Below are 25,836 nucleotides of genomic sequence, written 5' to 3'. Positions count from 1 at the left end.
CTCGCCACAGGCGCTCTCAAAGCGGTTCCGACGGGCTCACAGGGCGCTCGCGGAGAACGAGGTTCTCATCACGCCGCCCGAGGAGTGAGCCGGCCTGCTCGTCGAGCCGGTCGCCGCTCGCCCGGTCCCGTCCGGCGGCGATACGTTCCGTTTTCCACACAATACGCTTAATCGGGTCGGCGGAGTCTCTCGTTCGAGTACCAATGGCACAAGAATTCGAGATCACCGAAGCGACGGTCGCCGATATCCACGACGCCTACGAGGCGGGAACGCTCACGTGTCGCGAACTCGTCGAGCAGTACGAACAGCGGATCGAGGCATACGACCGAAACGGCCCGGAACTCAACGCGGTCGTCACCGTGAACCCACACGCCGTCGAGCGGGCCGAGGAACTCGACGAAGCGTTCGAATCGGAGGGGCTCGTCGGCCCGCTTCACGGGATCCCGGTGGCGATCAAGGATCAAGTCGAGACGGCCGGGGTGCGGACGACGTTCGGCTCCGAGGCGTTTGCGGACTACCAGCCGAGCGCCGACGCGACGCTGGTCGAGGAACTGCGGGACGCGGGGGCGGTCGTCCTCGCGAAGACGAACCTGCCCGACTGGGCGACCTCGTGGTTCGGGTACTCGTCGGTGCTTGGACGGACGAAAAACCCCTACGCGCTGGATCGCGATCCCGGCGGATCGAGCAGCGGGACCGGCGCTGCCGTCGCCGCGAACCTCGCGACTGTCGGGATCGGCGAGGACACCGGTGGATCGATCCGTCTGCCCGCCGCCTACAACAACCTCTTCGGGATCCGCGTCACCCCCGGTTTGCTGAGCCGGACGGGGATGTCCCCGCTCGTCGTCTCGCAGGACACCCCCGGGCCGATGACGCGAACAGTCACGGACCTCGCGACCGTGCTCGACGTGGCCGTCGGCTACGACCCGTCCGACGAGTACACCGCCGTCACCGAGTTCGTCGAGGGCGTCTCCTACGCCGACGCGCTCGATCCCGACGCCCTCGGCGGCGCGCGGATCGGCGTTCTGCGGGACGCCTTCGGCGATCCCGATGACCCCGACAGCGGCCCAGTCACCCGACTCGTCGACGAGGCTATCGACACCATGGCCGAGGCGGGAGCCGAGATCGTCGATCCCGTCGATATTCCCTCACTTGACGAACACATAGAGCGGACCTCGCTGTATATCGCCCAGTCGAAACGCGACCTCAACGACTTCTTCGCCGCCCGCGAGGACGCGCCGGTCGACTCGGTCGCGGAACTGTACGACTCGGGCCAGTATCACGAGATCCTCGACCTCCTGATCGGTATCGCGGAGGACGGCCCCGAAGACCCCGAGGACGAACCCGACTACTGGGAGCGCGTCGCCGCCCAGATGGCCTTCCAGCGGTCGATCCTCACAGTCTATGCCGACCACGATCTGGACGTACTCTTGTGTCCCGACGTGCAGGTCGTTCCGCCGACGGCGGCCTCGATCGAAGCGGGCGAACTCGATACGCTGACGTTCCCGACCAACACCGTCATCGCCTCCCAGTCGGGCTGTTGTGCCGTGTCCATGCCGGCCGGCCTCACCGAGGAGGGCCTGCCGGTGGGCGTCGAACTCATCGGCAAGCCCTACGACGAAGCGACGCTGGTGGGGCTGGCCGCCGCCTACGAGCGGGTGGTGGCTCCTCGTCGGCCACCCGAGACCGCGCCGGCGCTCGAAAACTGAGTCCGCGGCGGACGGTGAAACCGAGCGATTACTCGAGGTCGATGACGACGAGGTCGTCGCCGGCTTTGATCTCGGCCTCGTTCTCGACGAGGAACTCGCTGACGGTGCCCGAAACGTCCGTCGTGACGTCGTTGAAGTTCTTCATCACGCCGATGAGGGCGATCGTCTCGCCCGCCTCGACCCGATCGCCGGGTTCGGCCAGAGGTGGCTTCTCGGGGTCGGAGCGGCGGTAGAACACGCCGGGCATCGGCGCTTGGATCGTCGTCGTGTCCGTCATTGGTCCGAGGAGGACCCCTCGGGAAGTATAGTTTTCTCTTCGTATCGGCTCGGGAACCGTTCGAGGAACGTCCCCGATGGTGCGGTTCGGCGGTCCGACCGGCGACTCACTCGCTACTACGAATGGGGGGTCGTCCGGGCCGCTGGCAGTTGAGACACGGTCGGAATCGGAGGGGCTCGCCGCAGGCGGGACAGTGGCCTTCTGAGTGGGTTCTCATAGTGCTATTCGCTTCACAATACGTATCCTGCAAATTTAGTATTTCGCACTAGTATATAGAAATTTACAGGAACGGTGGACGACCGGGATCGTATCAGAGAAGGCGATACCGGCGGACTACGCCGGTCGAAACGCTCGAAACGTGTCACGTTTCAGGCGTTCGGACTCGACCTCTCGACAGTCGAACTCGGCGAAGACGGCGCGCCAGTCGCGGTAGTACAGCGGGAACTCGTCGCGGACGTAGTTCACCGACTCCTCCCCGTCGCCCTCGTTTTCGACCGTAAGTAGCAGGTCGCTCGCGACGCGTGTCACGTCCTCGAACACCCACGCGTTGTCCGGGTGGATGTGTTGGAGGGTCTCGACCGAGTAGACGGCGTCGAACCGGTCGTCCTCGAAGCCGGCGAGGACGTCCTCGATGGCGTCGACGTACACGGTCGCGTCGTCGGCCAGTTCGGGGTAGGTCCGCTCCATCACGGCGACGGCCTCGTCGTTGATCTCGACGCCCGAGAGGTCCGAAAAGCCGTGTTCGTGGAGATGTGCGAGGTGGCGACCCGAACTACAGCCGAGTTCGAGGATCGCCGGGTCCGATCCGAAGTACGAAGCGAGCGTGCGCCGGAGCAGTTCGCTCGCCTCGTCGGGCCCGTAGTAGGCGTAGTACTCGGGGGAATACTCGCCCGAGCGCTCGGCCCACTGGCGCTTGACGTCGTTCGGGTTCACGGGGAGAGAACGGGACGCTCGCCTAAAGCCACGGCGACTCGCCCGCGCCTCACTCGACGATCAGGCTGGCGAGCGTCGAGTGTGACCACCCGGCCGCCTCGGGCCCGAGATCGAACAGCCGAGAGACCACCTCACCATCGCGAGAGGCGACCGCGGTATAGCTCATCCGATCGTCGTTGATCCGCAGCCGGATCCGATAGCCGTCGTACGTGAACTCGCGCGAATGAGTGTAGCTGGTCGGTCCGTTCGACGTCGTACTCATGTAAATTATATAGTTTCTGAAATATATAAGTTTCCTACTACTTTGGCGGGGCGGAGACGGTCTCAGACGTGCGGTTTCGCGACGAGGTCCTCGAAGGGCTGCTCGTCGAGCCACTCACAGAGCTCACAGAGCTGTTCGGTGGCGGCCTCGAACAGGCGTTTCCCCTTCTCTGCGGTCGCATCCGTCTGGTCACCGAACACGCCGTTCGCGGAGTTGTCGATGCAGTCGTAGAACGTCCGCGCGCCGTTTCGGTGCGAGTCGTCGGTCGGGAAGACGACGCCACCCTCGTGGGCGTCCTCGAGACGGTCCTCTCGGACGAGTTCGCCCGCGAGGTGCTGGATCATCGCCGTCTCCTTGGGGCCGCCGTGGGGACCGTTCTGCTCGAAGAGTTCCGAGACGAGCGTGGGGATGCTTTCGTCCCACATCCACTCGATAGCGTAGGCCTCCTCGCGGTCGTGCAGTCGGCGGCCGACCTCCCGCAGGTGGGTGATGTTCCCGCCGTGGGCGTTGACGAAGACCACCCGGTCGATGCCGTGGTAGGTCAGGTTCGAGACGAGGCTCTCGACGTAATCCCGGAAGACCGGCGCGTCGACCCACATCGTCCCGTGGAACTGGCGGTGGTGCGGACTGACGCCGACGTTCACGGTCGGCGTACAGAGATAGCCCGTCCGGTCGGCCGCGGCGCGGGCGAGGGATTCGGCGATGATGTGGTCGGTCCCCTCGGGCAGGTGAGGGCCGTGCTGTTCGGTCGAGCCGAGGGGGACGAGCGCGAGCGATTCGGTCTCGAAGTAGCTCCCGAGTTCGGGCCACGTCTGGGCTGCGAGTTCCATACCGCCGTTTGTGGCGAGCGAGTGATGAATCTGCGTCATTCGGATCGCGATCCGCCAGCACTCATATAAGGGATAGTAGAGAAGAAGGGGTATGGTTCAGCTCACCACCGCCGTGGATGCCCTCGCACCGCTGCAGTTCTCGGGTGACTTCCTCCAGTACGCGATCGTTTTCTTCGTGCTCGCGATCATCGCCGCCGCCGTCGGCGCGCGCGGCGTCGCGGGGGTTTCGATGGAGATCGCACGCATCTTCATTATCGTCTTCATCATCCTCGCGATCGTCTCGCTGTTGCTCTGATCCCGAGGAACGGAAAGCCGTATCGCCCGCCGGTTCCTCGCGGGGCGCATGACCGTCCTGCTGACCGGCTACGAACCCTTCGCCGAGCGCGAGACCAACCCCAGCGAGCGGCTCGCGACCCGACTCGACGGGACGCGACTCGGGTCTCACGACGTGCTCGGGCGCGTTCTGCCCGTCGAGTTCGACCGGGTCGCGGCGGAACTCGAAACGCTGATCGAGGGGACGAATCCCGATCTGGTGCTCTCGACGGGGCTCGCCGCCGGTCGGAGTGCGATCAGCGTCGAGCGCGTCGCGATCAACGTCGCCGACGCCGCCGGAACGCCCGACAACGGCGGGGTGAGTCCCCACGACGAGCGCATCGACCCTCGCGGACCCGACGCCCGTCTGGCGTCGATCCCGGTCGTCCCCTGCGTCCAGAGCCTACTAGAGGCCGACATCCCCGCCCGCGTCTCGAACACGGCGGGCACGCACTGTTGTAACTACGCCCTCTACACCGCCCGGACGGCGACCGACGCCCCGGCGGGGTTCGTCCACCTACCGCTGACCCCTGGGATGGCGGCACGAGACGCGGGCGAAACGGCGACCGGCGCCGGATCGGTGCCCCCGAGCATGGACCTCGAAACTCAACGGCGGGCGCTCGAACTGCTCGTCAAGCGGTGTCTCCGCGGGACCCCCGCGCCCTGACCCCGCCGCACAACCGCTCCGATACGTGTCCGTTGTTGTCAATTGAGTATATGTAATTTTGAACTTACTAGTCAATGGAACGCCATAACAACGCCTATAATGACCAGTCCCGAAGGACGAACGCCGGAGACGAGTCAGAGGCACCCACTCCGGGAAAACACCTCCGGCGGGGTTCTCTCGGGTTTCGTCCGATGGTACCCGCTGACCGGACGGGTCGTCAATTCGGTTTACGGAGATATGTCGCTGAACCCCTCAGAGACGCGACGCTCCCGAGTTCGGTGAAATCGCGAAGGATTGGGTGGCTGGGGAGGTGTAGTCCCGGATTCCTCCCGGCCGAAGCCGATGGAATCGGGATGGGCCGACACGGATTTGAACCGCGGACCTCCCGGTTATCAGCCGAGCGCTCAACCTGACTGAGCTATCGGCCCGAACGCACCTACACCTATTTCCGTGTGCTGTTTAAGGGTTTCTCTTTGCTACGATCCCTCGCCCTCGTGGACGTCGTAGCTGTCCGAGCCGATGTCGACGGTGTCGCCCGATTCGTCCTCACCGTTCGGAAAGCCGTAGGTGTAGACGTTCCCGCTGACGAACCCGTCCGTTTTCTTCTCAACGTAGGGGCGGATCACAAACCGCTTGAGCAGTCCCCGAAGCGCGTAGCGACTCGGCGGCAGGACGAACAGAAATCCGATGGCGTCCGTGACGAGGCCGGGCGTGAGCAACAGCGCGCCCGCGGCGATCAGAAAGCCCCCGTCGAGCAGTTCGTCGGTCGGCGCACGTCCCTCCGAGAGCGCACGCTGGAAGCGCCGGATCGTGTGTCTCCCCTCGGCGCGGACGAACAGCGTCCCCAACAGCGCCGTCAGTACGACGAGCAACACCGTCACCGGCCACGACAGGAAGTCGGCGACGACGACCAGAAAGACCGCGTCGACGAGGGGGACGATCAGCAACACCGCCAGCAGGCGCTTCCACATACGGACCTCTACTGGGCGTGCGCTCAAAACGCTTTATATTGCCTATCCGATATGAAGGGGACGATCAGGCGGTGGCCGATCCGGCGCTCGTCTCGAGTTCCGTCGCCAGCATGACGTTCGCGTAGGCCCACGCCTCGCGGCGCCACGCCTCCGAGATGCGGGGCGTGTGTGCGAGCGTGACGCCGCTTTCCCCACGCTCAACGGCGAAGGAGGCACTGCGCCCGTCTGGGTCCGCAACGGTGATCGACGAGAGCGATCCGTTTCGCCGAGTGACGTTGGAGACGTACATATATTCCTTGCGCTAGCGTGCACTCTACGCAATCATATCAACGTATCGATGGGTCAGAATTCCGATATCGGGGCCGACTGGAGATCGGAGGACGAGGGCGCGATCGGAGGGCCTTAACGCGTGCCGGGCGTACCAGGGCTATGTCCGACAGCGAGGGGCCGATCGAGTGGCGATCGTGGGAGGAGGGGCTGGCAGAAGCCCGCAAACACGGGACGCCGGTGGTGTTGTTCCTCTCGGCGACGTGGTGCGAGGAGTGTCGGCGAATGGAGGAGACGACGCTCTCGACGCCCCAGATCCGGGCCAACCTCCGGGAGTTCGTCCCGATCAAGGTCGACGCCGATCGCCGGCCCCGGATCCGCGACCGGTACACCGTGGGCGGGTTCCCCTCGACCGTGTTTTGCACGCCCGAGGGCGAGGTCATCACGGGCACGACGGCGCTGGGTATCGAGGGACTGCGCAGTGTCCTCGAACGCGTCCGTGAGGTCTTCGAGGAGCGCGAACAGCCGGGTCGGATCCCGCGATCGCTCCGGGAGACGGAGGCGCCGGCCGGCGAGTTGGATTCGGGGATCGAGCGCCGGATGGCGGGGCAACTGGAAGCGAGTTTCGACGAGCAGTACGGCGGGTGGGGCGAGCCCCCCAAGTTCCCCCTGCCCCGAACGATCGAGTTCGCGCTCAAACGCGACCGCAATGGGGCCCGCCGGACCCTCGAAGCCGTCCGCACCCATTTGCACGACGATTACGAGGGAGGGTTCTTCAGATACGCCGCGAACCGCGATTGGAGCGACATCGCCCACGAGAAACTCGCCGACGGGAACGCGGCCCTGCTCAGGACCTACTCGAACGCCTATCTGGCGACCGGCGAGGAGGCCTACCGGGAAACCGCCGCCCGCACCGTCGAGTACCTGACGACGACCCTTTGGACCGGCGAGGCCGTCGCCGCGAGCCAGGCGCCCGGTCCCGACGACTCCTATGGCGCGCCCGAAGACCGGACCGACCCGCCGGTCGACGGGACGGTGTATGCCGGGACGAACGCGCTCGCGGTCGACGCGCTGCTGACCTACTACGCCTACACCGACGAGGGGGACGCGAGGCGCTTTGCCGAGCGAGCGCTCGCCCATCTCGACGGGCTGATCGACGGGGGAAGCGTGGCCCACCACGCGGGCGGCGAGCGGGACGTCCTGAGCGATCAGGCACGAACGCTCGGGGCGCTGACGACGGCACGGGAGGTCCTCGGGGACGAGGACGCACTCGCGAGCGCCCGGTCGGTCGCGGATCACACGATCGAAACGCTCCGGGCCGAGGACGGGCGATTCCGGGACGGCCCGAGCGAAGGGGCGGGCCTGCTTACCGACCCGCTGTACCCGCTCGATGCGACCGCCGAACTCGCAGACGGGCTGGTGGATCTGGCCGTCCTCACCGGCGAGGACCGCTACCGGGAGGTCGCCCGCGACGCGCTGGCGGCGTTCGCGGGAGCGAGCGACCGGATGGGACCCCAGCTCGCGGGCTACGGCACGGCCGTCTCGCGGCTCCTCGGGGGCCCGCTCGCGATCCGGGTCGGCGCGCCGGCCGGGTCGGATCTGCACCGCGCCGCGTTGCGGATCGCCGACCACGAGGCCATCGTCGTGCCCGGCGCGGCCTGCGAGGGGGCGGTCGCGAGCGTCGGCGAGCGCGAGAGCGACCCGGCGTCGAGCCCGGCGGAACTCGAACGGGCCGTCGGCGAGCTGTTCGACGCTGACTCGCCCTGAATCGACAACGGCCGATGTGTTTTTGCGTGTCGAATCATAGAACGGGATATGGCCAGCCTCAGGGATCTCGGTCTCTCGGAGTACGAGACTCGCGTTTATCGGTCGCTGCTACACACGGGTCCGACAACCGCAAAGGAGTTGTCGCGGGCGAGCGAGGTCCCGATGGGTCGGATCTACGACGTGTTGAGCAGCATCGAGGGCCAGAACCTCGTGCGAAGCCAGACGGCGAGTCGCCCGAAGAAGTACGTCGCCGTCGAGCCCGATACCGCCCTCGAACGCCTGCTGGAGGACAAACGCCGCGAGGCCGAGGAGACGGTCGCGAGATACGAGGAGCTCGTCGAGACGCTAGGCGACGAGCTCGAATCCGCCGAACCGGTCGAAGAGCAGTTCTGGACGGCCGCCGTCGGTGACGAGGAAACGCTCGAACTCTTACTTGAGCGGCTGGCCGCAGCCGACGAGAGCATCGTCATGGTCGTGGCGAACCGCTCGCCGCAGTTCGATTTCGGCGAGATCGGCGACGTCGTCACCGAACGCCTCGAAGCCGCCGTCGAACGGGGCGTGAACGTCTCCGTGTTGATGACCCCGGCGGTCGTCGAAACGCTCCCCGAGAGCGTCGGCGAGCGCTACCGGGGGCGTCTCTCCTCGCATCCCGCCTTTTCGGTGCGGACGACCGAGGACCTCGACGGCACGTTCAACCTCATCGACGGCGTCGAAGTGGTGTTGCAGGTCTCGAACCCCCTCAAGCCGGGCGAGGTGTTCTCGGTGATCGACCTGAAGGACCCCACCTTCGCGACCGGGATCCACGAGGAGTTCGCCCCCCGATGGGAGGAGGCAAACCCCCTGTCGTTTTGAGGGGCGCACGCGAACCACGACCATGGAAGAACCGAGCGACACGACGCCGAACCCGAACGCCGAGACCACCCGGGAGGTCTGTGAACACTGCGGGACGGTCCTCGATCCGATGGAGTGGGTGACGATAGACGACGAACCGGGCTACGAGGCGTCGTTGCACTTTTGCGACGAGGAGTGTCTCGAAGCGTGGCGCGCCGAGGCGTAGCGACGCCTTTGTATCCGTCCCGCGAGAAGCGTCGGTGATGGACGCGCCGCTGTGGACCGAGACGCACGCCCCGACGCTCGCGGAGCTTCCACAGGACGGGGTCCGCGAGTACCTCACGCGGGCGAGCGAGGAGCCGATCAACCTCGCACTCTACGGACCCCGGGGGGCCGGCAAGACTGCCGCGGTCCGTGCGCTCGCGCGTGAGGCCCACGACTCGGAGAACGACCTCGTCGAGATCAACGTCGCCGACTTCTTCGGCATGACCAAAAAGGAGATCAGCGAGGACCCGCGCTTCGGGCACTTCATCACGCCGAAACGACGGCGCGGGACCTCGAAGGCAGGGCTAATCAACCACGTCCTCAAGGAGTCGGCGAGCTATCCGCCCGTCTCGGGCGAATACAAGACGATCCTGCTCGATAACGCCGAGGCGATCCGCGAGGACTTCCAGCAAGCCCTACGAAGGGTGATGGAACGCCACCACGAGGCCGCCCAGTTCGTCATCACGACCCGCCAGCCCTCGGCGCTGATCGCGCCCATCGTCTCGCGGTGTTTCCCGGTCCCCGTGCGCGCGCCGACGACCGCCGAGATCGTCGCGGTGCTCGAAGGGATCGCCAAAGACGAGGGGGTCGAGTACGACCGTGAGGGACTCGAATACGTCGCGAGCTACGCCGAGGGGGACCTCCGGAAGGCGATCCTCGGCGCGCAGACGACCGCCGAGGCGACCGACGAGATCACGATGGAGGCGGCCTACGAATCACTCGGCGAGGTCGGGGTCGACGACCGGGTCGAGGACATGCTCGTCGCGGCCGAGAACGGGCGGTTTACCGACGCCCGCAAACTGCTCGACGAGCTGCTGATCGACGAGGGCTACGACGGCGGGGAGGTACTGGCGGACGCGCTGTCGGTCTCGCGATCGCGATACGACGGCGACGAACTCGTCGCGATCCACCGACGCGCGGGTGAGATCGACATGGACCTGACCGAAGGGACCAGCGACCGGATCCATCTCGGACAGCTGCTCGCCGAGCTGGGTGCGGACTGACGACGCTCGGGATGTAGCAGGCAGGGATTTTAACTGACGCCCGGAGTGACATATGCGTGTATATGAATGTCACTAGAGGGATCGGATCGAGGTTCTGGAGCGATCGGTATCGGGGCGACCCCGCCGCCCGGGGCGACGACCGATGAGCGGGGGAGTTGGCGGGCGCGTCAGCGGGGCTTTCACGGCGCTTGGCGCCGGTGCCAGTCGCGTGGTCCAGCGGTACCTTCCCGACGCGTTCATCTTCGCGTTGCTGTTGACGTTCGTAACGATGGGCCTCGCGGTGGGGCTGACGCCGAGCGGGCCCGCGGCGGTCGCCGCCCAGTGGGGCGAGGGGTTCTGGTACGTCATCACGTTCTCGATGCAGGCCTCGCTCGCGCTGTTGACCGGCTGGGCGCTCGCGGACTCGCCGCCGGTCAAACGCGTGCTGGGTCGGCTCGCGACGGTGCCGAGTTCACAGCGCCAGGCGATCCTGCTGACGGCGGTCGTCGGCCAGCTGGTCGGGCTGTTTCACTGGGGGATGGTTCTGGTCGTGGGCGGGATCTTCGCCCGCGAGGTGGGGATCGCGATGGACCGAAAGGACATCGCGGTCCACTACCCGCTCGTGGTAGCGACCGCCTACGCCGGCTTGCTCCCGTGGCACCAGGGTCTCTCGGGGGCCTCGTATCTGCTGAGTGCGACGTCGGGACATTTCCTCGAGGACTCGATCGGGGTGATCCCGGTCTCGGCGACCATGTTCACGACGGCGAACCTCGTGGTCGTCGGCGGGGTCGTTGCGGTGACGATCGTGCTCATGCCGCTGATGGGCCCCGAGGAGGAACGACTGACAATTCCCGCCGAGACGCTTCGCTCCGGCGAGGCCGAGATCGCGACCGACGGCGGGCACTCGGTCGCCCCCCATCGGGACGGGTCCTCGGCGCTGAAGGACGCGCTCGTCGATAGCCGATTGCTCTGTATCGGGACGGGGCTGCTGATGTGGGGGTATCTCGGCTACCTGTTTGCCACCTCACCGTTCACCGAGGTCATCAACATCAACCTCTTCATCTCGGCGATGCTCGGGCTGGGATTCGTGTTTCATACGACGTTCCGGAGCTTCTTCGACGTCTTTCGGGACGCCATCGAGGGGGCGAGTCAGGTGATCATCCAGTTCCAGTTCTACGGCGGGATCATGGGGATCATGGCCGCCTCCGGGCTGGCGGAACTGATCGCCTCGACGGCCGCCGAGTACGCCGGCGAGACGACGTGGTACCTGCTGGTCTTCCTGTCTGCGGGCACCGTCAACTTCTTCGTCCCCTCGGGGGGCGGCCAGTGGACCGTCACCGGCGAGTTGCTGGTCAACGCGACCCAGAACATCCCCGGGACCGACGTCGAGACGATGATGATCGCCTTCGCGATGGGCGATCAGTGGACCAACATGATCCAGCCGTTCTGGGCGATTCCCGTCCTGGGGATCGCCGGCCTCTCGATCAGGGATATGATGGGCTACGTCGCCGTACTGTTCGTCTTCAGCGGGATCGTCTTCGGCATTGGGACGCTGCTGATGGGCTATGGGGTCCTCTGAGGTGAATACAGATGGCAACACACACTGACTCCGAGACTGACGCCACGTCGGGATCGGACCCCGATCGGGAGTTCGTGCCCTTCCTCGGGCGTTTCTTCCCCGAATCGCTGGCGCTGTCGGCGCTACTGGCGCTCGTGGCGTTGCTGGTCACGATCCCGTATCTGGCACCCCTCGAGCAACTGGAGCTGTTCGCGACGGGCTTTTACGACCTGTTCGCCCTCCAGATGGCGCTGATACTGTACTGGGTGCTCTCTGCGACCGTCGTCGAATCCCCGCCGGTCGGGGTCCTCTTTGACCGGTTCGCGGCGGCGATCCCGACGAGCCAGACCGCGATCGTCTACTCGACGGGCGTCCTCGCGCTCGCGCTGGGGTGGGTCAACTGGGCACTCGGCCTGCTGGGAGGCGTGTTCGTCGGCCGGCGGCTCTGTCGGCGCGCCCGCGAATCGGGCGTCGCAGTCCATTACCCGGTCGTTCTGACCGCCGGGTTGCTCTCGCTCGTGCTCGCCAACCAGGGCCCCACCAGCCCCGGCGCGTTGCTGATGGCGGATGCGAGGATCGCCGAGATGACCGGCGTGTTCGCTGAGGCCGGGTCGCTCGCCGTCGGCGAGTTCCTCCTCGCGCCGGCGAACCTCGTCCCCAGCGCCGTTCTGATCGTCACCCTTCCGCTGGTGCTGGTCGTCCTCGCCCCGGACGCGGAGGCGGACCGGACGGAACTCGCGGGCGGATCGATCCTGGAGAGCACCATCGCCGAAACTTTCGAACACGACACCGGGACACCGGGGACGGACGCCACGGTGGCCGACCGGCTCGAACAGTCCCGGCTCATCTCGTTGCTTGCGGTGGTCGTCGGGGTCGCCTCGGTCGGGCTGTACGTCGCGGGTGGCGGGGGGCTAACGCTGCTGTGGGTCCTCTTCGTCCTGATGATGCTCGGGCTGCTCGTCCACGTCCGGCCGATGGCCTTCCGGTCGAAAACCACCCACGCGACCCGGTGGGCGAACCACATCGCGATCCCCTTCATGCTGTATGCGGTCGCCTTCGCGTTGCTCTCGGCGGCCGGGCTCTACGGGGCGATCGGGACCGCGCTGGGCGGGGCGGGCGGCGGGTTCCTCGCGGCCCTCGGCGTCGGCCTGTTGATACCGGACCCCGCCTCGGTCTGGCTGCTGGTCGGGCCGGGGTTGCTGGCCGCAGGATCTGACCTCCTCGCCTCGCTCGTCGCCGTGATGTACGCCGCGGGGCTGTCGAACCTCTGGTTGGGTTTCCTGTTCTGTGGGATCCTCTCGATCCGTGGGTTCGACGTCCGCGAGTTCGCCCGGTACGCGGCGGTGATCTCCGTCTGCGTGCTCGCGGTCGTGGGCGCGGCACTGCTCGCGCTCTGAGCGCCCGCAGTCATTACGGTCGGCGGCCAAGGAGGGGCATGGTGACGCTCTCCGAGACGCGCATCGAGAACCGCTATCGAGTCCAGCCCAACCACGCCAACAACTACGAGTCGCTCCACGGCGGCACCCTGATGAAGTGGATGGACGAGGTCGGCGCGATGGCCGCGATGCGCTTTGCCGGCGAGTCCTGTGTGACCGCTGGCGTGACCGAACTCGACTTCCAACAGCCCGTCCCGATCGGCGCGATCGCACGGATCGGGGCCTACGCCTACGAGACCGGGCGGACGAGCGTGCGGGTCCGGATCCGTGCGTGGCGCGAGGATCCCCGGACCGGCGAGACCGCCCACACGACGGAGGCCTCTTTTACGTTCGTCGCCGTCGACGGTGACGGCTCGCCGGTCGAGATGCCCGAACTGACGGCCGAAACCGACGAAGAACGGGAACTACGGACGGCCGCACGCGACGCCGAGAGCTAACCGAGGACCGAGATATAGCGCGTCAGCGACCCGTGGACCCGCCGTTCGAAACGGTCTTCGACCGTCCAGCCGACCGATTCGACGGCATCCGTCCAGGGGCGGTCGGCAACGACGACGGCGCGGGGGGCGATCCGACGGGCCTCGCCGAGCGCCCCTTCGACGAGTGGTGTCAGTTCGCCCTCGATCTTCGACTGGCGGCCGTAGGGCGCATCGAAGACGACGCCGTCGATCGTCCCGTCCCGGAGGGGGATCCGAGTGGCATCGCCGCGAAACAGGTCGAACTCCACGTCGTAATGTGCGAGGTTCTCGCGTGCACCGTGGGTCATCTTCCATTGGGCGTCCGCCCCGATGACGCGCGCGCCGGCCAGCCCGGCTTCGACGAGCACGCCACCCGTCCCGCACATCGGGTCGAGGATCGTCGCCCCCGGGCCGGCACCCGCGATGTTCGCGATCGCGCGCGCTAGGAGAGGGTCCATGCTGCCGGGCTGGAAGAAGGGTTTGTCCGTCGGCGCGCGCGCGGCGAAATCGCGTCGGCTCGCCGCAGCGAGCCAGCCCAGCGCGCAGGTATCCCCCGAAAAGACCGCCCGCAGCTCGTGGTCGGGCTCCTCGAGATCGACCGAAAAACCGCGCTCGACGAGGACCGAACCGAGTTCGCGTTCGGCGCGCTGGGTGTCGACTGCCGTGTCGCGCACCCGACGGGCACGCACGCGTACGGAGCCACCGCGCTCGACCCCCGCGAGTTCGAGCAGGAGCCGGGCCGACTCGACGCTTGCATCGGTAGTGCCGACCAGCTCGCTGGCCCGGTGGGTGTAGGCGAGCCGTCGTACTCCACGCGAGTCGATCCCGCGGGCGCTCGCCAGTCCGGGTGCGAGCCGGGAGACGTCAGTGACGGCACTTCGAGCCTCGCACCGGGCGAAGGCGTCGTCCTCGCCCGCGAGCTCCAGCAGGTACACGTCCGGTGGATCGCGGGTCGAAGAAAAGAGCCTGCCGGTCGGCAAGAGGACGACACCGCCCCACCAACCTTTATAAAGGTTAAATACGTCTTATAAAGAGAACGATGGATCCAAAGGAGACAATCAACATCGAAAACGTCGTCGCGTCGACGGGCATCGGACAGGAACTCGATCTCCAGAGCGTGGCGATGGACCTCGAAGGGGCCGACTACGACCCCGAGCAGTTCCCCGGGCTAGTGTATCGCACGCAGAACCCGAAATCCGCGGCACTCATCTTTCGCTCGGGCAAGATCGTCTGTACGGGCGCAAAGAGCACCGACGACGTCCACGAGAGCCTCCAGATCGTCTTCGATAAGCTGCGCGATCTGGAGATCCAGGTGCAGGACGACCCCGAAATCGTCGTCCAGAACATCGTCACCTCGGCGGACCTGGGCCGGAACCTCAACCTGAACGCGATCGCGATCGGGCTCGGCCTCGAGAACATCGAGTACGAACCCGAGCAGTTTCCCGGGCTGGTCTACCGGCTCGACGAGCCGAAGGTCGTCGCCTTGCTCTTTGGCTCGGGCAAACTCGTGATCACGGGCGGCAAACAGCCCGTCGACGCCGAACACGCCGTCGACAAGATCGTCTCCCGACTCGAGGACCTGGGCCTCCTCGAGTAGTCGGATGGTTCTCGACGCCCTCCTCACCTTCGTCGCGAGCGGGCTGGTGATCGGGCTCGGGTTCTGTCTCACCCTTCATATCGCCGCCAGATACGTTCTGGGTGACGTTCCCATCAAGAACGCCCTCGCGGGGCTGGTCCCTGCGGTGATCGTTTTCGGGCTGACGCTTGCCGGACAGCCGCTTCCGGCGGCGGCCCTTGCGATCGTCGCCGAACTGATCGTTATCGGGTCGATCTACGACGTATCGTATCGCATCTCGGGGCTGATTACCATCGTACACTTCACCGTGAGCTTCCTCCTGGGATTCGCCCTGCAGAACCTGCTCGCACTGCTGGGGACCGCCCCGACATGAGCCTCAAATCGACCGTCTGGAACGCCGAAGAGGGACGGCCGCGAACACCGGTGCGAATCGTCGCCGGGGTCGTGATCCTCGTGATCGCCACGGTGGCGCTCGTGGTGCCGCCGCTTGCGGTCCTCTCGGTGCTGGAGGTGGCGCTGCTTGCGGGCACCGGCATCGGCGCGACGGTGCTCTCGACCGGTCTCAGCGGGCTCGGAGCGATCCTCGGAGTGTGGTTGGCCGGACGATACGTCGACCGGCGTCGGTTCGCCGACTTCGGGATGGGGATCGACCGGGAGTGGTGGCTCGACTGTGGGTTCGGGCTGGCGCTCGGCGCGCTGTTGATGACCGGGATCTTCCTCCTCGAACTCGCGGCCGGCTGGATCGAGGTGACGGGGGCGTTCGCCGGTGAGGCGCTGGCCCGGGTGGTCGTCGGGAGCGTCGTCCTCTTCTTGATCGTCGGGATCTACGAGGAACTGCTCCTGCGGGGCTACCTGCTGACGAACCTCGCGGAGGGTGCACGCGGGCCCCTCGGAATCGGGGGTGCGATCGTCTTCGGCACCGTGGCCTCCTCGCTCGTCTTCGGCGCGCTGCACGCGAGCAACCCCAACGCCACCCTCGTGAGCACGCTCGCGATCTCGTTTGCGGGCGTCATGCTCGCGTTGGGGTACGTCCTGACGGACGAACTCGCGATCCCGATCGGCCTACACGTCACCTGGAACCTCTTTCAGGGGACTGTGTATGGATTCCCGGTCAGCGGGATGGACTTCGGGACGAGCATCGTCGGCGTCGAACAGGGTGGTCCGACGGTAGTTACGGGCGGCTCGTTCGGCCCGGAGGCCGGCCTCGTGGGCTTTTGTGCGATGATAGCCGGCTGTCTGGCGACCGTCGCGTGGGTGCGGTGGCGTCGCGGGAGCGTCGGTATAAGAGAGGGCGTCGCGCTTCCGGACCTGCGGTAGCTCACTCGACGAGGCGCTCGATCTCGGTGACGAGAATGCCGCTCGCACCCAGCTTCTTGATCCGGGTGATCGTCTCGAAGACGTCGCGTTCGTCGACGACGACGTGGACCGCGACCATGCCCTCACCGGCGATGTCCATCACCGTCGGGCCGCCGAGTCCGGGCAGCGCCTCGCGGATCTCCTCCAGTCTGTCCTCGGGCGCGTTGAGCATGAGATAGCGCTTGCCGTTCGCGGTCAGCACGGATTCGAGCGCCGTCCGGAGCTGCTCGACCTTCGGCTCGTCGACGACGTCCTCGCGGGCGAACAGCCGGGCCGAGCTCTGAAGTACCTCGTCGATGATTTCCAGTCGGTTCATCCGCAGGGTCGTCCCCGTCGAGGTGATGTCGACGATCGCGTCGGCCATGTCGACGTGTGGGGTGAGTTCGGTCGCCCCGCTGACCTCGACGATCTCGGGGTCGATTCCGCGTTGGGCGAAGTGTTCGTACGTGATGTTCGGGAACTCGGTGGCGACGGTCTTGCCGTCGAGGTCAGTCGTCTCGCGGATCTCGCCGCCCTCGGGTGCGGCGAGGACGAGCCGACAGCTCCCGAACTCCAGATCGAGCAGGTCGACGAGGGTCGTCGCGTCGGCCTCCTTTGCCTGATCCAGCCCCGTGATACCGAGGTCCGCGGCACCGTCGGCGACGTACTCGGGGATGTCAGCCGCCCGCGCATACAGGATCGACACCTCGGGGTCGACGGTGTCGGCGTAGAGCTTGCGGTTCGCGCCGTTTTCGATGTGGAGCCCGGCACGTTCGAGCAGTTCGACCGTCGGCTCGTGGAGTCGACCCTTGTTCGGAACGGCAATCTTCATACATCACCCCTCGCGTGGGGGTGGCAACTGCCTTGCGATCCGGCGGGTGGACCGAACCACGATGGACCGGCAGATTGAGGCGAACGCGCCGAGAACCGCGATACATGACGACACTGCGGATCGCGGGCGGGCGGGTCCTCCTACCCGATATGACCGTCGAGCGCGCGGACGTACTGGTGGATCAGGCGGCGGGCGAGGTCCTCGCCGTCGGCGGAACCGACCAAGGCGACGAGCACCTGGACGCCGAGGGCTCGCTGGTGATTCCCGGCCTCGTCAACGCCCACGGCCACGCCGCGATGACGCTTCTTCGGGGATACGCCGACGACAAACCGCTCGGCGCGTGGCTCCAAGAGGACATCTGGCCCGCCGAGGCCGAACTCACCCCCGAGGACGTGCGGGCGGGCACGGAACTCGGGATCGTCGAGATGATCAAATCGGGGACGACCGCCTTCGCCGATATGTACTTCGAGGTCGAGGAGGTCGCCGCCGCCGTCGACTCGGCGGGCATGCGCGCCCGTCTGGGCCACGGGATCGTCACGGTCGGCAAGGACGAGGCGGCCGCCCGCGCGGACGTCGAGGAGAGCCTCGCGATCGCCCGGGAGTTCGACGGGGAAGCCGAAGGCCGACTCTCGACGGCGGTGATGCCCCACAGCCTGACCACCGTCTCCGAGGAATGTCTCTCGATGGCGGTCGAGGGCGCTCGTGAGGTCGGCGTCCCGATCCACATTCACATAAACGAAACCCGCGACGAAGTCGAGCCGATCGTCGGAGAGCGCGGGATCCGCCCCCTCGAATACGCCGACGAACTCGGGCTACTAGAGGAGGAAAACTTCCTCGCCCACGGCGTTCACACCGACGAACGGGGGATCGAACTGCTTGCGAAGACCGGGATGGGGGTCGTCCACTGTCCGGCCTCGAACATGAAGCTCGCGAGCGGGATGGCGCCAGTCCAGGCGATGCTCGATGCGGGCGTCTCTGTAGGAATGGGCACCGACGGCGCGGCCTCGAACAACGACCTCGACCTCTTCGGCGAGCTGCGCGACGCAGCGATGATCGGGAAGCTCGCGGCCGACGATGCCAGTGCGGTCCCCGCCGAGCAGGTCGTGGAGATGGCCACCGCCGGAAGCGCCGAGGCGATCGGGATCGATGGGGGGAGAATCGAGGCAGGTGCGAACGCCGACCTCGCCGTGATCGACTTCGATAAACCGCATCTCACGCCCGCCCACGACCCGGTGAGCCACCTCGCGTACGCGGTCCGCGGCTCGGACGTGCGACACACGATCTGTGATGGCGAGGTGCTCATGCGCGATCGTGAGGTCCTGACGCTCGACGAGAAAGAAGTGCGCGAGACCGCCGAAAAGCGGGCGGTAGAACTGGTCGGGCGTGCCTAACGGTAGACCATCACGGCGATCCCCACCGCGATCAACAACAGGCCCCACCACAGCGAGTCGAAGGGCATCGCCTTCAAGAGCAGCGTGACGATACCCGAACTGAGTAGCGACCAGCCGATCGTGGTCCGGTAGCCCGAGTCGTTGTAGCTCATACAAACCGATCGGCCGCGCGCCCCAAAGGTCTGTGGCCTGCTGGCGGCGAAAGGGTTGTGAGTGGCCCGGACGTCTACAGACCGTCTACGCGGACGGGTGGATCGATGGTCGAAAGTCAGGTGTTTCTGGTCGTCGGTGTGACGCTGCTCGCAGCGCTTGCGGCCGGCGAGGTCATCGAACGTCTCGGCGAACCGGCAATCCTCGGGGAGATCCTCGTCGGCGTCCTCCTCGGCAGCCACGTCCTCGGGCTCATCGACCCGGCAGGGACGTTCGCACTGTTCGCGGCGGTCGGGTCGATCCTCCTGTTGTTCGACGCCGGCTACGAGGAGATCGACCTGAAGACGCTGAAACGCGGCGGCCGTTCGGTCGCCCTCATCGCCCTGTTCGGCGCCGGCCTACCGTTCCTCGCCGGCCTCGCCGTCGGCGTCGCCTTCGGATACTCGTTTGCGGCCGCGGCGGTGCTCGCCATCTCGATCGGCGTGACGTCGATCGGGGTGAGCGCCCGGACCTTCATCGACCTCGACCGCCTCGATACCACATACGGCAACCACGTCGTCGGGGCGGCCGTGACCGCCGAAATCCTCGGCCTGATCGCGTTCTCGTTGCTCATGGCGAGCCAAGGGACGAGAGCGTCCCCGGACCGGCTCCTCGGGATCATCGGGTCGGTCGGCGCCTTTTTCGCGCTCGCCGCGCTGTTCGGGCGCTTCGGAATCGGGCGTCTCTCTGGGTTGCTCGCGCGCTCGCGTCAGCGAGGGACCGACCTCGTTGCGATCATGGGGCTCATGTTCCTCTTTGCGTACGGCGCGGACGCGGTCGGGCTCGATCTCATCATCGGCGGGCTCGTCGCCGGGCTGCTCGTCGGGAGCGAGTCCCGCTTTGCGGAGTTGGACGTTCGAGAGGGCGCGTGTTCGGCATCGCGTACGGGGTGTTCATCCCGCTGTTTTTCGCGAACGTCGGCGCGCATCTGGATCCGAGCGTGTTCCTCACGCCCGATCCGTTCCTCTTCGCGGTGGTTGTTACCGGCGTCGTCGTGAAAGTCGGCGGGAGTTATCTCGGTGCTCGCATCGCCGGCCAGACCGGCAACGAGGCGCTGGTCATCGGCGTGGGGATGCTCCCGCGGGCCGGCGTCGAACTCGTCGTCGTGACGGGTGCGCTGGCGGCAGGGGTCATCGACGGGCGGCTGTTCTCGGCGGTACTCGCGCTCGTGTTCGTCTCCGTGCTCGTGACGCCGTTGTTCCTGAGCCGGGCGATCGGTCGGGTCGGCGAGGGATCGTAGGCGAAAACGGTCTTCCCGACTCGGCTCGTACACTCTCGAATGGCCATCCGGAACCCGATGTCAGAGCGGGCGTGGCGCCGCCACGCGAACCCGTGGAGCGGTGTGAGCCGCATGCTCGCGGGTGCGACACTGCTGCTCGCGCTCTATCGCCACGCCTGGAAGCGCCTCGGTGCGGTGATCGCCTTTCTCGTGCTCAACCCCGTTCTGTTCCCCGAACCCGAACGCACCGACAACTGGCTGAGCGAGGGCGTCCTCGGGGAGCGGGCGTGGATCGCCGACGGAAACCCGATGTTCGGAACTCGCTACCCCGCGATCCTCAACGCGGTGAACGTCCCCCTGTACTGCTACACCCTGTATGCGGCCTACCGCCAGTACCCCGTTCGGACCCTCGCCGGCTTCTGTCTCACGTTCGCGCTCAAGATGCTGTTCGTCGACGCGATGGGCAGGTACTACCGGGACGACCTTCGGTAGGGTTTTGAGCGCGGGCCACCCACCCGAAACCATGAGTCAGACCGCGTATTCCCCGATCAGCGAGCACCTCGACGATGTCGAGAGCGCTCGCGAAGAGGGCCGACGCAAGATGGATTGGGCGTTCCAGCACATGCCGATCCTCACCCAGCTCCGCGAGGAGTTCGAGGCGGAGAAACCGTTCGCGGGCGAGCGCATCGGGATGGCGATGCACGTCGAGGCGAAAACCGCGAACCTCGTCGAGGTGCTCGCCGACGGCGGCGCGGAGGTCGCCATCACCGGCTGTAACCCGCTTTCGACCCACGACGACGTAAGTGCGGCCCTCGATAACCACGAGAACATCACCTCGTATGCCGTTCGCGGCGTCGACGACGAGGAGTACTACGCCGCCATCGAGGCCGTCATCGACCACGAACCCACCATTACGGTGGACGACGGCATGGACATGGTTGCCGCGATCCACGACGAGCACCCCGAACTGATCGACTCGATCCTCGGTGGCTGTGAGGAGACCACCACGGGCGTTCATCGCCTGCGCGCGATGGACGAAGACGGCGCGCTCAACTACCCCGTTTTCGCGGTCAACGACACGCCGATGAAGCGCCTGTTCGACAACGTCCACGGCACGGGCGAGTCCTCGCTCGCGAGCATCGCCATGACGACGAACCTCTCGTGGGCCGGCAAGGACGTCGTCGTCGGCGGCTACGGCTACTGCGGGAAGGGCGTCGCGAAGAAGGCTTCGGGCCAGAACGCGAACGTGATCGTCACCGAGGTCGAACCCCGCCGGGCGCTCGAGGCTCACATGGAGGGCTACGAGGTCATGCCGATGGCCGAGGCCGCCGAGGTCGGCGACGTTTTCCTCACGACGACGGGCAACCGCGACGTAATAGTAAGGGAACACTTCGAAACGATGAAAGACGGGGTGTTGCTCGCGAACGCCGGGCACTTCGACATCGAGATCGACCTTGACGCGCTCTCGGACCTGGCGGTCGATCGCTACGAGGCGCGCGACGGCGTCGAAGCCTACGAGATGGACGACGGCAGGCGGCTGAACGTGATCGCCGAGGGGCGGTTGGTGAACCTCGCGGCGCCCATCGCATTGGGCCACCCTGTCGAGGTGATGGACCAATCCTTCGGCGTCCAAGCAGCGTGCGTTCGCGAACTCGCCGAAAGCGGCGAGGAGTACGGGGCGGGCGTCCACGACGTGCCCGACGCGCTGGATGAAGAGATCGCCGAGATCAAGCTCGCAGCCGAGGGCGTCGAGTTCGACTCGCTGACCGACACCCAGACCGAGTACATGGGTAGCTGGGAACACGGGACGTGATCGTTCGGGACGGACCGGACAGAGTCTGATCGCGGCCCGATTCCCTTCTCACCGGACGGCCTACCGACGAGCCGACGGCTCAGAACCCATCGACCGTAGTTGTGTTAGTAAAGAATAACTCAATTGTAGAAAAATTATTATAATGTATGTCCGTGGTTCATCATGCGATGGTAGATAGACGAACGGACGACGGCACGGAGAAGAACGGGGACACGTCGCGGCGGACGTTCCTGAAGGCGACCGGCGCGGCGACGGCGAGCGCGGGCGTCGGGACGGGAGCGGTGAGTGCCGCCTCGGAGGACCGAGCGGAAGAAACCGACGTCGAGGCGATGCTCGCGGATCTCACGCTTGAACAGAAGGTCGGCCAGATGACCCAGGTCGACGTCGGTACCTTCGATCCCGAGTCCGCTGAGATCCCCGATAGTTTCGGGGTCGAGACGCTCGGGGAGTACTTCTCGGAGCTCGAACTCGGGTCGATCATTTCCGGGGGAGCGTCGCCGCCGACGTTCGATCCCGAGGAGACCGTTACAGGCATCAACGCACTCCAGGAGTACAACCTCGACAACGCCGACCATTCGATTCCCTTCCTCTGGGGGGTCGACGCGCTCCACGGCAACACGCTACTTGCGGGCTCGACGTCATTTCCCCAGCGCATCAACATGGGTGCGACCCGGAACATCGAGGCGATCGAGGACGCGGCGCGTCAGACCGCCGACTCGGCGGCGGCGATGGGCGCCCACTGGACGTTCGCGCCGACGACCGACCTCCAGCGCGATCCGCGATGGGGCCGCTTCTACGAGGGAATCACCGAGGATCCCGCGTATCTGGGCGAAGTCTCGAAGGCCCGCGTCCGGGGACTGGAGAGCAACGATCGGCTCTGTTCGACGGTCAAACACTTCGGGGCGTACTCGATCCCCGAGAACGGCAACGACCGGGCCCACGCCCGGACGTCGATGCGGGACCTGCGGACGAGCCTCCTGCCGCCCTACCGAACGGCCCTGGAGGCCGATCCGGCCACCGTGATGGTCAACAGCGGGGCGGTCAACGGCAAGCCCGCCCACGCCTCCGAGTGGCTGCTGACCCAGATGCTCCGGGAACGCTACGGCTTCGACGGCGTCGTCGTATCGGACTACGACGACTTCTATCGGATGCTCAGCAACCACGACTACACCGACAGCTTCCGGCGCACAGTGAAGGAAGGGCTCAACGCCGGCGTCGACATGTACATGATCGGCAACGGTGGCGAGGCACCCGGTCCGGCCGAGTTCATCGAGACGACGGTAAGCCTCGTCGAGGACGGCGAGGTGTCGACCGAGTGTATCGACGAGTCCGTCCGCCGGATCCTCGAACTCAAGGACGAACTCGGCCTGTTCGAGGAACCGACCGTCGACGAGTCGGAGATCGACGCGGTGCTGGGCGGGGGCCAAGCGGAGTCAGAACAGTTGGCGCGCGAGTCGATGGTGCTGCTGAAAAACGACGACGCTCTCCCGCTTTCGGGGGGCGAGGACGTCCTGCTGGCCGGGCCGGGCTACGACCCGGATCTCGACCTCGAGAACCGGTTTCTCATGCGACACGGCGGCTGGACGCTGGGCTGGCAGGGTATCGAAGAGGGTGCCCCGAGCGAAGGTGGCCCCCGTCCGCGCGGCGAGACGATCACCGAGGCCCTAGAGGGGAGCCTCGACGGGACGCTCACCCACGTCCCGACGGATTTCCGGGCCCAGCCCTACAACCCCGAGACGTCCGATGCCAACGGCGATTTCGGCTTCACCGACGAACAAGAGGCGGACGTCCGCGAGGCCGCCGGAAGCGCGGACGCCGTCGTCGTCGTTCTGGGCGAGGGCCCCCACAACGAGGGCTTTGGCGACCGCAACGAACTCGCACTCGATCCCGCCCAACGGGAACTCGTCGCGGCCGTCGAGGACGAGGCCCCCGATACCCCGGTCGTCGGCGTCGTCCTTGCGGGCAGTCCCCGCGGAGGGACGGAAACGTTCGACTCGCTCGATGCCGTCGTCTTCGCCGGTCAACCGGGCAGCGACGGCGGCCACGCGATCGCCGAGACGCTGCTCGGGGGGAACAATCCTTCAGGTAAGCTCGCGTTCAACTGGCCCGAGAGCGTCGGAAAGGTACCCAACAACTACGACGCCTACCCGCCGCTCGACGATCAGGAGCCGCTGTACGCCTTCGGCCACGGGCTCTCGTATACCGACTTCGAGTACTCGGGCCTGTCGGTCTCGCCGGGGTCCGTCTCGGATCCGGCGAACACGCCGACGGTCACGGCCAGCGTCGGCGTCGAGAACACCGGTGACGAGGCCGGCGAGCACGTCGTCGAGGTCTACAACACCCAATCCTACGGCTCGGTGCTCCAACCGGACCGCCGGCTGCTGGGCTACGAACGGGTCGCCCTCGACGCGGGCGAGTCGACGACCGTCGACCTCGACCTCGACCTCTCGGCGCTGGAGGTCGTCCCCGGCGACGTCCCCGGAATCCTCCCGAAGGTCGTCGAGCCCGGCGAGTACGAACTGACCGCCGGCAAGGAGACGACGACGCTGAGCGTCGAGAACGCCGGGAGCATCACCGACGACCGACCCGCGGTCGGGTTCGACCTCGACGACGGGAACGCCCCGGCGGGGCTCGTAGAGTTCCTGCGAGGGCTCGGCCGGTAGGTAACGGGACCCCTTATGTGCGAGCGGGGGAAATCGACGGACGGAGATGGCAAACCGGAAAGGGAACCGTCGGGAGCGCGAACTCGTCAACCGGCTCGACGAGGCGGGCTTTGCGGTGATGCGCGCGCCCGCGAGCGGCGGAGCGACCCAGCGTGAGCTCCCGGACGTGCTCGCGGGCAACGGCGAGGCGTTCTACGCGATCGAGGCGAAATCCAGCTCGGGAAAGCCGATCTACCTCACGGGCGAGGAGGTAGAAGCGCTGGTCTACTTCTCGCGGAACTTCGGCGCCCGCCCGAAGATCGGCGTGCGCTTCGACCGCGAGGACTGGTACTTCTTCCACCCCGGCGACGTCTACCGGACCGACGGGGGGAACTACCGGGTGAAAAAGGAGGTCGCGCTCGCGGAGGGTGAAACGATCGAGGACTTGCTCGACCGGGCCGAAACGGGCGGTGCCGACGTCGAGCGGGTGCTGACCGCGGTCGAACAGGGCACCCTCTCGGCCGAGGAGGCCGCCGGGATGTTCGACTAGGTCCCCGAAACGCGTTCGAGCCGCGAATGCGGAAACGAGTACACCCGCAGCGCGTCGGGGTCGGGCCCCGCCTCGGTCATCGAGACCGACTGGGGATAGACCGCGCCGACGACCCGGTCTGCCGGATCGTACTCGCGGTTGTTCGGGTAGGTCGCCACGCTGTAGGCGGAGTTCCCGACCGCGGTGTGGTCGGCCCGTCGGTCGGAAACGCTCACAACGAGCAGTCGGTCGCCCGTCTCCCGGTCACGGACGAACGCACCCGCTTCGAGACGGTCGAGCGGGCAGTAGTGGGGTCGGTCCGTCTCGTCCTCGGGGACGAACAGTTCCGCGCCGCAGACGGCACACTCGACGGCGAGTCGTCCCGGCGGTGGGGTCCGACCCTCGGTGATCTCGATGGCGACCCGCCGGAGGTGCTTGCATCGAACGCCCCGAAAGGTGTGGTCGGGACAGCTACAGCGCCGCGACCGCAGGTCGACGAGGTAGCTGGTCCCGTGGTCGGTATCGACCTCGTAAAGCGAATCGCCGAGCGCCGTAACGCTCATCGGGTCGGTTCGGGCGCGGGTCGAACGCCGGTCGAGGTCGGTCTCACTGGTCGGCAGTGACGCTGGTGTAGTTCTGGTGTGCGTCATGGAATCACCGGAGGTTCCACTGGAACCCCCGAATCGCTACGGATAGGGATAGGGGCCCGAAGAAGGTAAGTCTTCCACCCGAAACGGCCCCCGTCGAAATCGCTTCGAAGTGCTTTTACTTCGGGGCGGGAAACGCCACGC

31 protein-coding genes and 1 tRNA gene are annotated in these 25,836 nt (G+C 66.5%); 20 read left to right on the top strand and 12 right to left on the bottom strand.

The window, feature by feature from the left end:
* Positions 1-16: 16 nt before the first annotated feature.
* Positions 17-160 (bottom strand): hypothetical protein, encoded by a 144-nt coding sequence (locus HACJB3_RS19910; RefSeq protein WP_008418414.1) that lies wholly within the window; start codon positions 158-160, stop codon positions 17-19.
* 43 nt (positions 161-203) lie between these two features.
* Between HACJB3_RS19910 and HACJB3_RS02160 the strand changes: the two genes are divergently transcribed.
* Positions 204-1,706, top strand: coding sequence for an amidase (locus HACJB3_RS02160; protein ID WP_008418416.1), 1,503 nt, complete (start codon positions 204-206; stop codon positions 1,704-1,706).
* Positions 1,707-1,734: 28 nt separating this feature from the next.
* On the opposite strand, the gene HACJB3_RS02155 is transcribed toward HACJB3_RS02160, so the two are convergent.
* The 4 genes from HACJB3_RS02155 to HACJB3_RS02140 form a co-directional block, all read right to left on the bottom strand.
* Complete coding sequence (locus HACJB3_RS02155) at positions 1,735-1,983, bottom strand: acetyl-CoA carboxylase (protein WP_008418418.1); 249 nt, start codon at positions 1,981-1,983, stop codon at positions 1,735-1,737.
* 333 nt (positions 1,984-2,316) lie between these two features.
* Entirely contained in the window at positions 2,317-2,916 is a 600-nt protein-coding gene (locus tag HACJB3_RS02150) for a class I SAM-dependent methyltransferase (protein ID WP_008418420.1), read from the bottom strand.
* Positions 2,917-2,965: 49 nt separating this feature from the next.
* Positions 2,966-3,178, bottom strand: coding sequence for a hypothetical protein (locus HACJB3_RS02145; protein WP_008418423.1), 213 nt, complete (start codon positions 3,176-3,178; stop codon positions 2,966-2,968).
* Positions 3,179-3,240: 62 nt separating this feature from the next.
* The gene (locus tag HACJB3_RS02140; protein ID WP_008418426.1) at positions 3,241-4,008 is read right to left on the bottom strand and encodes a creatininase family protein; all 768 of its coding nucleotides are present in this window, start codon (positions 4,006-4,008) and stop codon (positions 3,241-3,243) included.
* 91 nt (positions 4,009-4,099) lie between these two features.
* Here HACJB3_RS02140 and HACJB3_RS02135 point away from each other — a divergent pair, with 91 nt between their 5' ends.
* Positions 4,100-4,303: a DUF1328 family protein gene (locus tag HACJB3_RS02135; RefSeq protein WP_008418427.1), complete on the top strand. Its 204-nt coding sequence runs from the start codon at positions 4,100-4,102 to the stop codon at positions 4,301-4,303.
* Positions 4,304-4,351: 48 nt separating this feature from the next.
* Positions 4,352-4,987: a pyroglutamyl-peptidase I family protein gene (locus HACJB3_RS02130; RefSeq protein ID WP_008418430.1), complete on the top strand. Its 636-nt coding sequence runs from the start codon at positions 4,352-4,354 to the stop codon at positions 4,985-4,987.
* A gap of 354 nt (positions 4,988-5,341) precedes the next feature.
* Here the strand turns inward: HACJB3_RS02130 and HACJB3_RS02125 are convergent.
* From HACJB3_RS02125 to HACJB3_RS02115, 3 genes are all read right to left on the bottom strand, one after another.
* A tRNA-Ile gene (locus HACJB3_RS02125) sits at positions 5,342-5,415 on the bottom strand.
* Between the two features lie 48 nt (positions 5,416-5,463).
* On the bottom strand, positions 5,464-5,958 hold the full coding sequence (locus tag HACJB3_RS02120) for an FxsA family protein (protein WP_008418431.1): 495 nt from the start codon (positions 5,956-5,958) through the stop codon (positions 5,464-5,466).
* Positions 5,959-6,022: 64 nt separating this feature from the next.
* Positions 6,023-6,247: a hypothetical protein gene (locus HACJB3_RS02115; RefSeq protein ID WP_008418433.1), complete on the bottom strand. Its 225-nt coding sequence runs from the start codon at positions 6,245-6,247 to the stop codon at positions 6,023-6,025.
* Positions 6,248-6,387: 140 nt separating this feature from the next.
* Between HACJB3_RS02115 and HACJB3_RS02110 the strand changes: the two genes are divergently transcribed.
* The 7 genes from HACJB3_RS02110 (at position 6,388) to HACJB3_RS02080 (ending at position 13,501) form a co-directional block, all read left to right on the top strand.
* Positions 6,388-7,992 (top strand): DUF255 domain-containing protein, encoded by a 1,605-nt coding sequence (locus HACJB3_RS02110; protein ID WP_008418435.1) that lies wholly within the window; start codon positions 6,388-6,390, stop codon positions 7,990-7,992.
* Between the two features lie 48 nt (positions 7,993-8,040).
* Entirely contained in the window at positions 8,041-8,844 is an 804-nt protein-coding gene (locus tag HACJB3_RS02105) for a TrmB family transcriptional regulator (protein ID WP_008418437.1), read from the top strand.
* A gap of 22 nt (positions 8,845-8,866) precedes the next feature.
* The gene (locus HACJB3_RS02100; protein WP_008418439.1) at positions 8,867-9,049 is read left to right on the top strand and encodes a DUF7576 family protein; all 183 of its coding nucleotides are present in this window, start codon (positions 8,867-8,869) and stop codon (positions 9,047-9,049) included.
* Between the two features lie 37 nt (positions 9,050-9,086).
* Complete coding sequence (locus HACJB3_RS02095) at positions 9,087-10,091, top strand: AAA family ATPase (RefSeq protein WP_008418440.1); 1,005 nt, start codon at positions 9,087-9,089, stop codon at positions 10,089-10,091.
* Positions 10,092-10,233: 142 nt separating this feature from the next.
* Entirely contained in the window at positions 10,234-11,649 is a 1,416-nt protein-coding gene (locus HACJB3_RS02090) for a short-chain fatty acid transporter (protein ID WP_013199340.1), read from the top strand.
* A gap of 11 nt (positions 11,650-11,660) precedes the next feature.
* A complete protein-coding gene (locus tag HACJB3_RS02085) occupies positions 11,661-13,025 on the top strand; it encodes a TIGR00366 family protein (protein ID WP_008418445.1) in 1,365 nt (454 codons plus the stop codon).
* A gap of 38 nt (positions 13,026-13,063) precedes the next feature.
* Entirely contained in the window at positions 13,064-13,501 is a 438-nt protein-coding gene (locus HACJB3_RS02080; protein ID WP_008418447.1) for an acyl-CoA thioesterase, read from the top strand.
* On the opposite strand, the gene HACJB3_RS02075 is transcribed toward HACJB3_RS02080, so the two are convergent.
* Positions 13,498-14,454 carry a methyltransferase domain-containing protein gene (locus tag HACJB3_RS02075; protein WP_008418449.1) on the bottom strand — a complete coding sequence of 319 codons (957 nt, stop codon included), beginning with the start codon at positions 14,452-14,454 and terminating at the stop codon, positions 13,498-13,500. The two genes, HACJB3_RS02080 and HACJB3_RS02075, sit on opposite strands and share 4 nt — an antisense overlap.
* Positions 14,455-14,558: 104 nt before the next feature.
* On the opposite strand from HACJB3_RS02075, the gene HACJB3_RS02070 reads away from it, so the two are divergent.
* Genes HACJB3_RS02070 through HACJB3_RS02060 form a run of 3 tightly spaced genes read left to right on the top strand, consistent with a single transcriptional unit; the run spans position 14,559 to position 16,412 of the window.
* Complete coding sequence (locus tag HACJB3_RS02070; RefSeq protein ID WP_008418451.1) at positions 14,559-15,116, top strand: TATA-box-binding protein; 558 nt, start codon at positions 14,559-14,561, stop codon at positions 15,114-15,116.
* A gap of 4 nt (positions 15,117-15,120) precedes the next feature.
* Positions 15,121-15,468 (top strand): DUF7473 family protein, encoded by a 348-nt coding sequence (locus HACJB3_RS02065; RefSeq protein ID WP_008418452.1) that lies wholly within the window; start codon positions 15,121-15,123, stop codon positions 15,466-15,468.
* Positions 15,465-16,412 (top strand): CPBP family intramembrane glutamic endopeptidase, encoded by a 948-nt coding sequence (locus tag HACJB3_RS02060; protein ID WP_008418454.1) that lies wholly within the window; start codon positions 15,465-15,467, stop codon positions 16,410-16,412. Before HACJB3_RS02065 ends, HACJB3_RS02060 begins: the two co-directional genes overlap by 4 nt.
* A gap of 1 nt (position 16,413) precedes the next feature.
* Here HACJB3_RS02060 and hisG read toward each other — a convergent pair whose 3' ends face one another.
* The gene (hisG, locus tag HACJB3_RS02055; protein ID WP_008418456.1) at positions 16,414-17,262 is read right to left on the bottom strand and encodes an ATP phosphoribosyltransferase; all 849 of its coding nucleotides are present in this window, start codon (positions 17,260-17,262) and stop codon (positions 16,414-16,416) included.
* Between the two features lie 104 nt (positions 17,263-17,366).
* On the opposite strand from hisG, the gene HACJB3_RS02050 reads away from it, so the two are divergent.
* Entirely contained in the window at positions 17,367-18,653 is a 1,287-nt protein-coding gene (locus tag HACJB3_RS02050; RefSeq protein ID WP_008418457.1) for an amidohydrolase, read from the top strand.
* Here the strand turns inward: HACJB3_RS02050 and HACJB3_RS20075 are convergent.
* Positions 18,650-18,805: a hypothetical protein gene (locus HACJB3_RS20075; RefSeq protein ID WP_008418458.1), complete on the bottom strand. Its 156-nt coding sequence runs from the start codon at positions 18,803-18,805 to the stop codon at positions 18,650-18,652. The two genes, HACJB3_RS02050 and HACJB3_RS20075, sit on opposite strands and share 4 nt — an antisense overlap.
* A gap of 105 nt (positions 18,806-18,910) precedes the next feature.
* On the opposite strand from HACJB3_RS20075, the gene HACJB3_RS02045 reads away from it, so the two are divergent.
* The 6 genes from HACJB3_RS02045 to hjc all read left to right on the top strand — a co-directional run bounded on the left by HACJB3_RS02045 (position 18,911) and on the right by hjc (position 25,066).
* Complete coding sequence (locus tag HACJB3_RS02045) at positions 18,911-19,840, top strand: cation:proton antiporter (RefSeq protein WP_008418459.1); 930 nt, start codon at positions 18,911-18,913, stop codon at positions 19,838-19,840.
* Positions 19,732-20,082: a cation:proton antiporter domain-containing protein gene (locus HACJB3_RS20980; protein WP_081461292.1), complete on the top strand. Its 351-nt coding sequence runs from the start codon at positions 19,732-19,734 to the stop codon at positions 20,080-20,082. Before HACJB3_RS02045 ends, HACJB3_RS20980 begins: the two co-directional genes overlap by 109 nt.
* Before the next feature lie 39 nt (positions 20,083-20,121).
* Positions 20,122-20,553, top strand: a complete 432-nt coding sequence (locus tag HACJB3_RS02035; protein ID WP_238532792.1) for a DUF6653 family protein — start codon at positions 20,122-20,124, stop codon at positions 20,551-20,553.
* Positions 20,554-20,584: 31 nt separating this feature from the next.
* Positions 20,585-21,874: an adenosylhomocysteinase gene (locus tag HACJB3_RS02030; RefSeq protein ID WP_008418462.1), complete on the top strand. Its 1,290-nt coding sequence runs from the start codon at positions 20,585-20,587 to the stop codon at positions 21,872-21,874.
* Positions 21,875-22,041: 167 nt separating this feature from the next.
* Positions 22,042-24,537: a beta-glucosidase gene (locus HACJB3_RS02025; RefSeq protein WP_008418463.1), complete on the top strand. Its 2,496-nt coding sequence runs from the start codon at positions 22,042-22,044 to the stop codon at positions 24,535-24,537.
* Positions 24,538-24,583: 46 nt separating this feature from the next.
* Positions 24,584-25,066: a Holliday junction resolvase Hjc gene (gene hjc, locus HACJB3_RS02020; RefSeq protein WP_008418464.1), complete on the top strand. Its 483-nt coding sequence runs from the start codon at positions 24,584-24,586 to the stop codon at positions 25,064-25,066.
* Here the strand turns inward: hjc and HACJB3_RS02015 are convergent.
* Complete coding sequence (locus tag HACJB3_RS02015) at positions 25,063-25,695, bottom strand: SWIM zinc finger family protein (protein ID WP_008418465.1); 633 nt, start codon at positions 25,693-25,695, stop codon at positions 25,063-25,065. The two genes, hjc and HACJB3_RS02015, sit on opposite strands and share 4 nt — an antisense overlap.
* Between the last annotated feature and the right edge of the window lie 141 nt (positions 25,696-25,836).

It is taken from the genome of Halalkalicoccus jeotgali B3 (genome assembly GCF_000196895.1).
Taxonomy (GTDB): domain Archaea; phylum Halobacteriota; class Halobacteria; order Halobacteriales; family Halalkalicoccaceae; genus Halalkalicoccus; species Halalkalicoccus jeotgali.
The sequence above is the reverse complement of the archived record's forward strand: the minus strand, read 5'-3'. Positions and strand labels throughout refer to the sequence as shown.

Bases quoted from the DNA above. Each gene is read 5' to 3' on its own strand.
- HACJB3_RS02070 (WP_008418451.1), top strand. From the start codon at position 14,559: ATGGATCCAAAGGAGACAATCAACATCGAAAACGTCGTCGCGTCGACG.
- HACJB3_RS02080 (WP_008418447.1), top strand. From the start codon at position 13,064: ATGGTGACGCTCTCCGAGACGCGCATCGAGAACCGCTATCGAGTCCAG.
- HACJB3_RS02120 (WP_008418431.1), bottom strand. From the start codon at position 5,958: ATGTGGAAGCGCCTGCTGGCGGTGTTGCTGATCGTCCCCCTCGTCGAC.
- HACJB3_RS02030 (WP_008418462.1), top strand. From the start codon at position 20,585: ATGAGTCAGACCGCGTATTCCCCGATCAGCGAGCACCTCGACGATGTC.
- hisG (WP_008418456.1), bottom strand. From the start codon at position 17,262: ATGAAGATTGCCGTTCCGAACAAGGGTCGACTCCACGAGCCGACGGTC.
- HACJB3_RS02060 (WP_008418454.1), top strand. From the start codon at position 15,465: ATGAGCCTCAAATCGACCGTCTGGAACGCCGAAGAGGGACGGCCGCGA.
- HACJB3_RS02015 (WP_008418465.1), bottom strand. From the start codon at position 25,695: ATGACGCACACCAGAACTACACCAGCGTCACTGCCGACCAGTGAGACC.
- HACJB3_RS02140 (WP_008418426.1), bottom strand. From the start codon at position 4,008: ATGGAACTCGCAGCCCAGACGTGGCCCGAACTCGGGAGCTACTTCGAG.
- HACJB3_RS02035 (WP_238532792.1), top strand. From the start codon at position 20,122: ATGGCCATCCGGAACCCGATGTCAGAGCGGGCGTGGCGCCGCCACGCG.
- HACJB3_RS02095 (WP_008418440.1), top strand. From the start codon at position 9,087: ATGGACGCGCCGCTGTGGACCGAGACGCACGCCCCGACGCTCGCGGAG.
- HACJB3_RS20075 (WP_008418458.1), bottom strand. From the start codon at position 18,805: ATGAGCTACAACGACTCGGGCTACCGGACCACGATCGGCTGGTCGCTA.
- HACJB3_RS02110 (WP_008418435.1), top strand. From the start codon at position 6,388: ATGTCCGACAGCGAGGGGCCGATCGAGTGGCGATCGTGGGAGGAGGGG.
- HACJB3_RS02155 (WP_008418418.1), bottom strand. From the start codon at position 1,983: ATGACGGACACGACGACGATCCAAGCGCCGATGCCCGGCGTGTTCTAC.
- HACJB3_RS02160 (WP_008418416.1), top strand. From the start codon at position 204: ATGGCACAAGAATTCGAGATCACCGAAGCGACGGTCGCCGATATCCAC.
- HACJB3_RS02065 (WP_008418452.1), top strand. From the start codon at position 15,121: ATGGTTCTCGACGCCCTCCTCACCTTCGTCGCGAGCGGGCTGGTGATC.
- HACJB3_RS02145 (WP_008418423.1), bottom strand. From the start codon at position 3,178: ATGAGTACGACGTCGAACGGACCGACCAGCTACACTCATTCGCGCGAG.
- hjc (WP_008418464.1), top strand. From the start codon at position 24,584: ATGGCAAACCGGAAAGGGAACCGTCGGGAGCGCGAACTCGTCAACCGG.
- HACJB3_RS02050 (WP_008418457.1), top strand. From the start codon at position 17,367: ATGACGACACTGCGGATCGCGGGCGGGCGGGTCCTCCTACCCGATATG.
- HACJB3_RS02135 (WP_008418427.1), top strand. From the start codon at position 4,100: ATGGTTCAGCTCACCACCGCCGTGGATGCCCTCGCACCGCTGCAGTTC.
- HACJB3_RS02090 (WP_013199340.1), top strand. From the start codon at position 10,234: ATGAGCGGGGGAGTTGGCGGGCGCGTCAGCGGGGCTTTCACGGCGCTT.
- HACJB3_RS02100 (WP_008418439.1), top strand. From the start codon at position 8,867: ATGGAAGAACCGAGCGACACGACGCCGAACCCGAACGCCGAGACCACC.
- HACJB3_RS02115 (WP_008418433.1), bottom strand. From the start codon at position 6,247: ATGTACGTCTCCAACGTCACTCGGCGAAACGGATCGCTCTCGTCGATC.
- HACJB3_RS02130 (WP_008418430.1), top strand. From the start codon at position 4,352: ATGACCGTCCTGCTGACCGGCTACGAACCCTTCGCCGAGCGCGAGACC.
- HACJB3_RS02045 (WP_008418459.1), top strand. From the start codon at position 18,911: ATGGTCGAAAGTCAGGTGTTTCTGGTCGTCGGTGTGACGCTGCTCGCA.
- HACJB3_RS02105 (WP_008418437.1), top strand. From the start codon at position 8,041: ATGGCCAGCCTCAGGGATCTCGGTCTCTCGGAGTACGAGACTCGCGTT.
- HACJB3_RS02025 (WP_008418463.1), top strand. From the start codon at position 22,042: ATGGTAGATAGACGAACGGACGACGGCACGGAGAAGAACGGGGACACG.
- HACJB3_RS02085 (WP_008418445.1), top strand. From the start codon at position 11,661: ATGGCAACACACACTGACTCCGAGACTGACGCCACGTCGGGATCGGAC.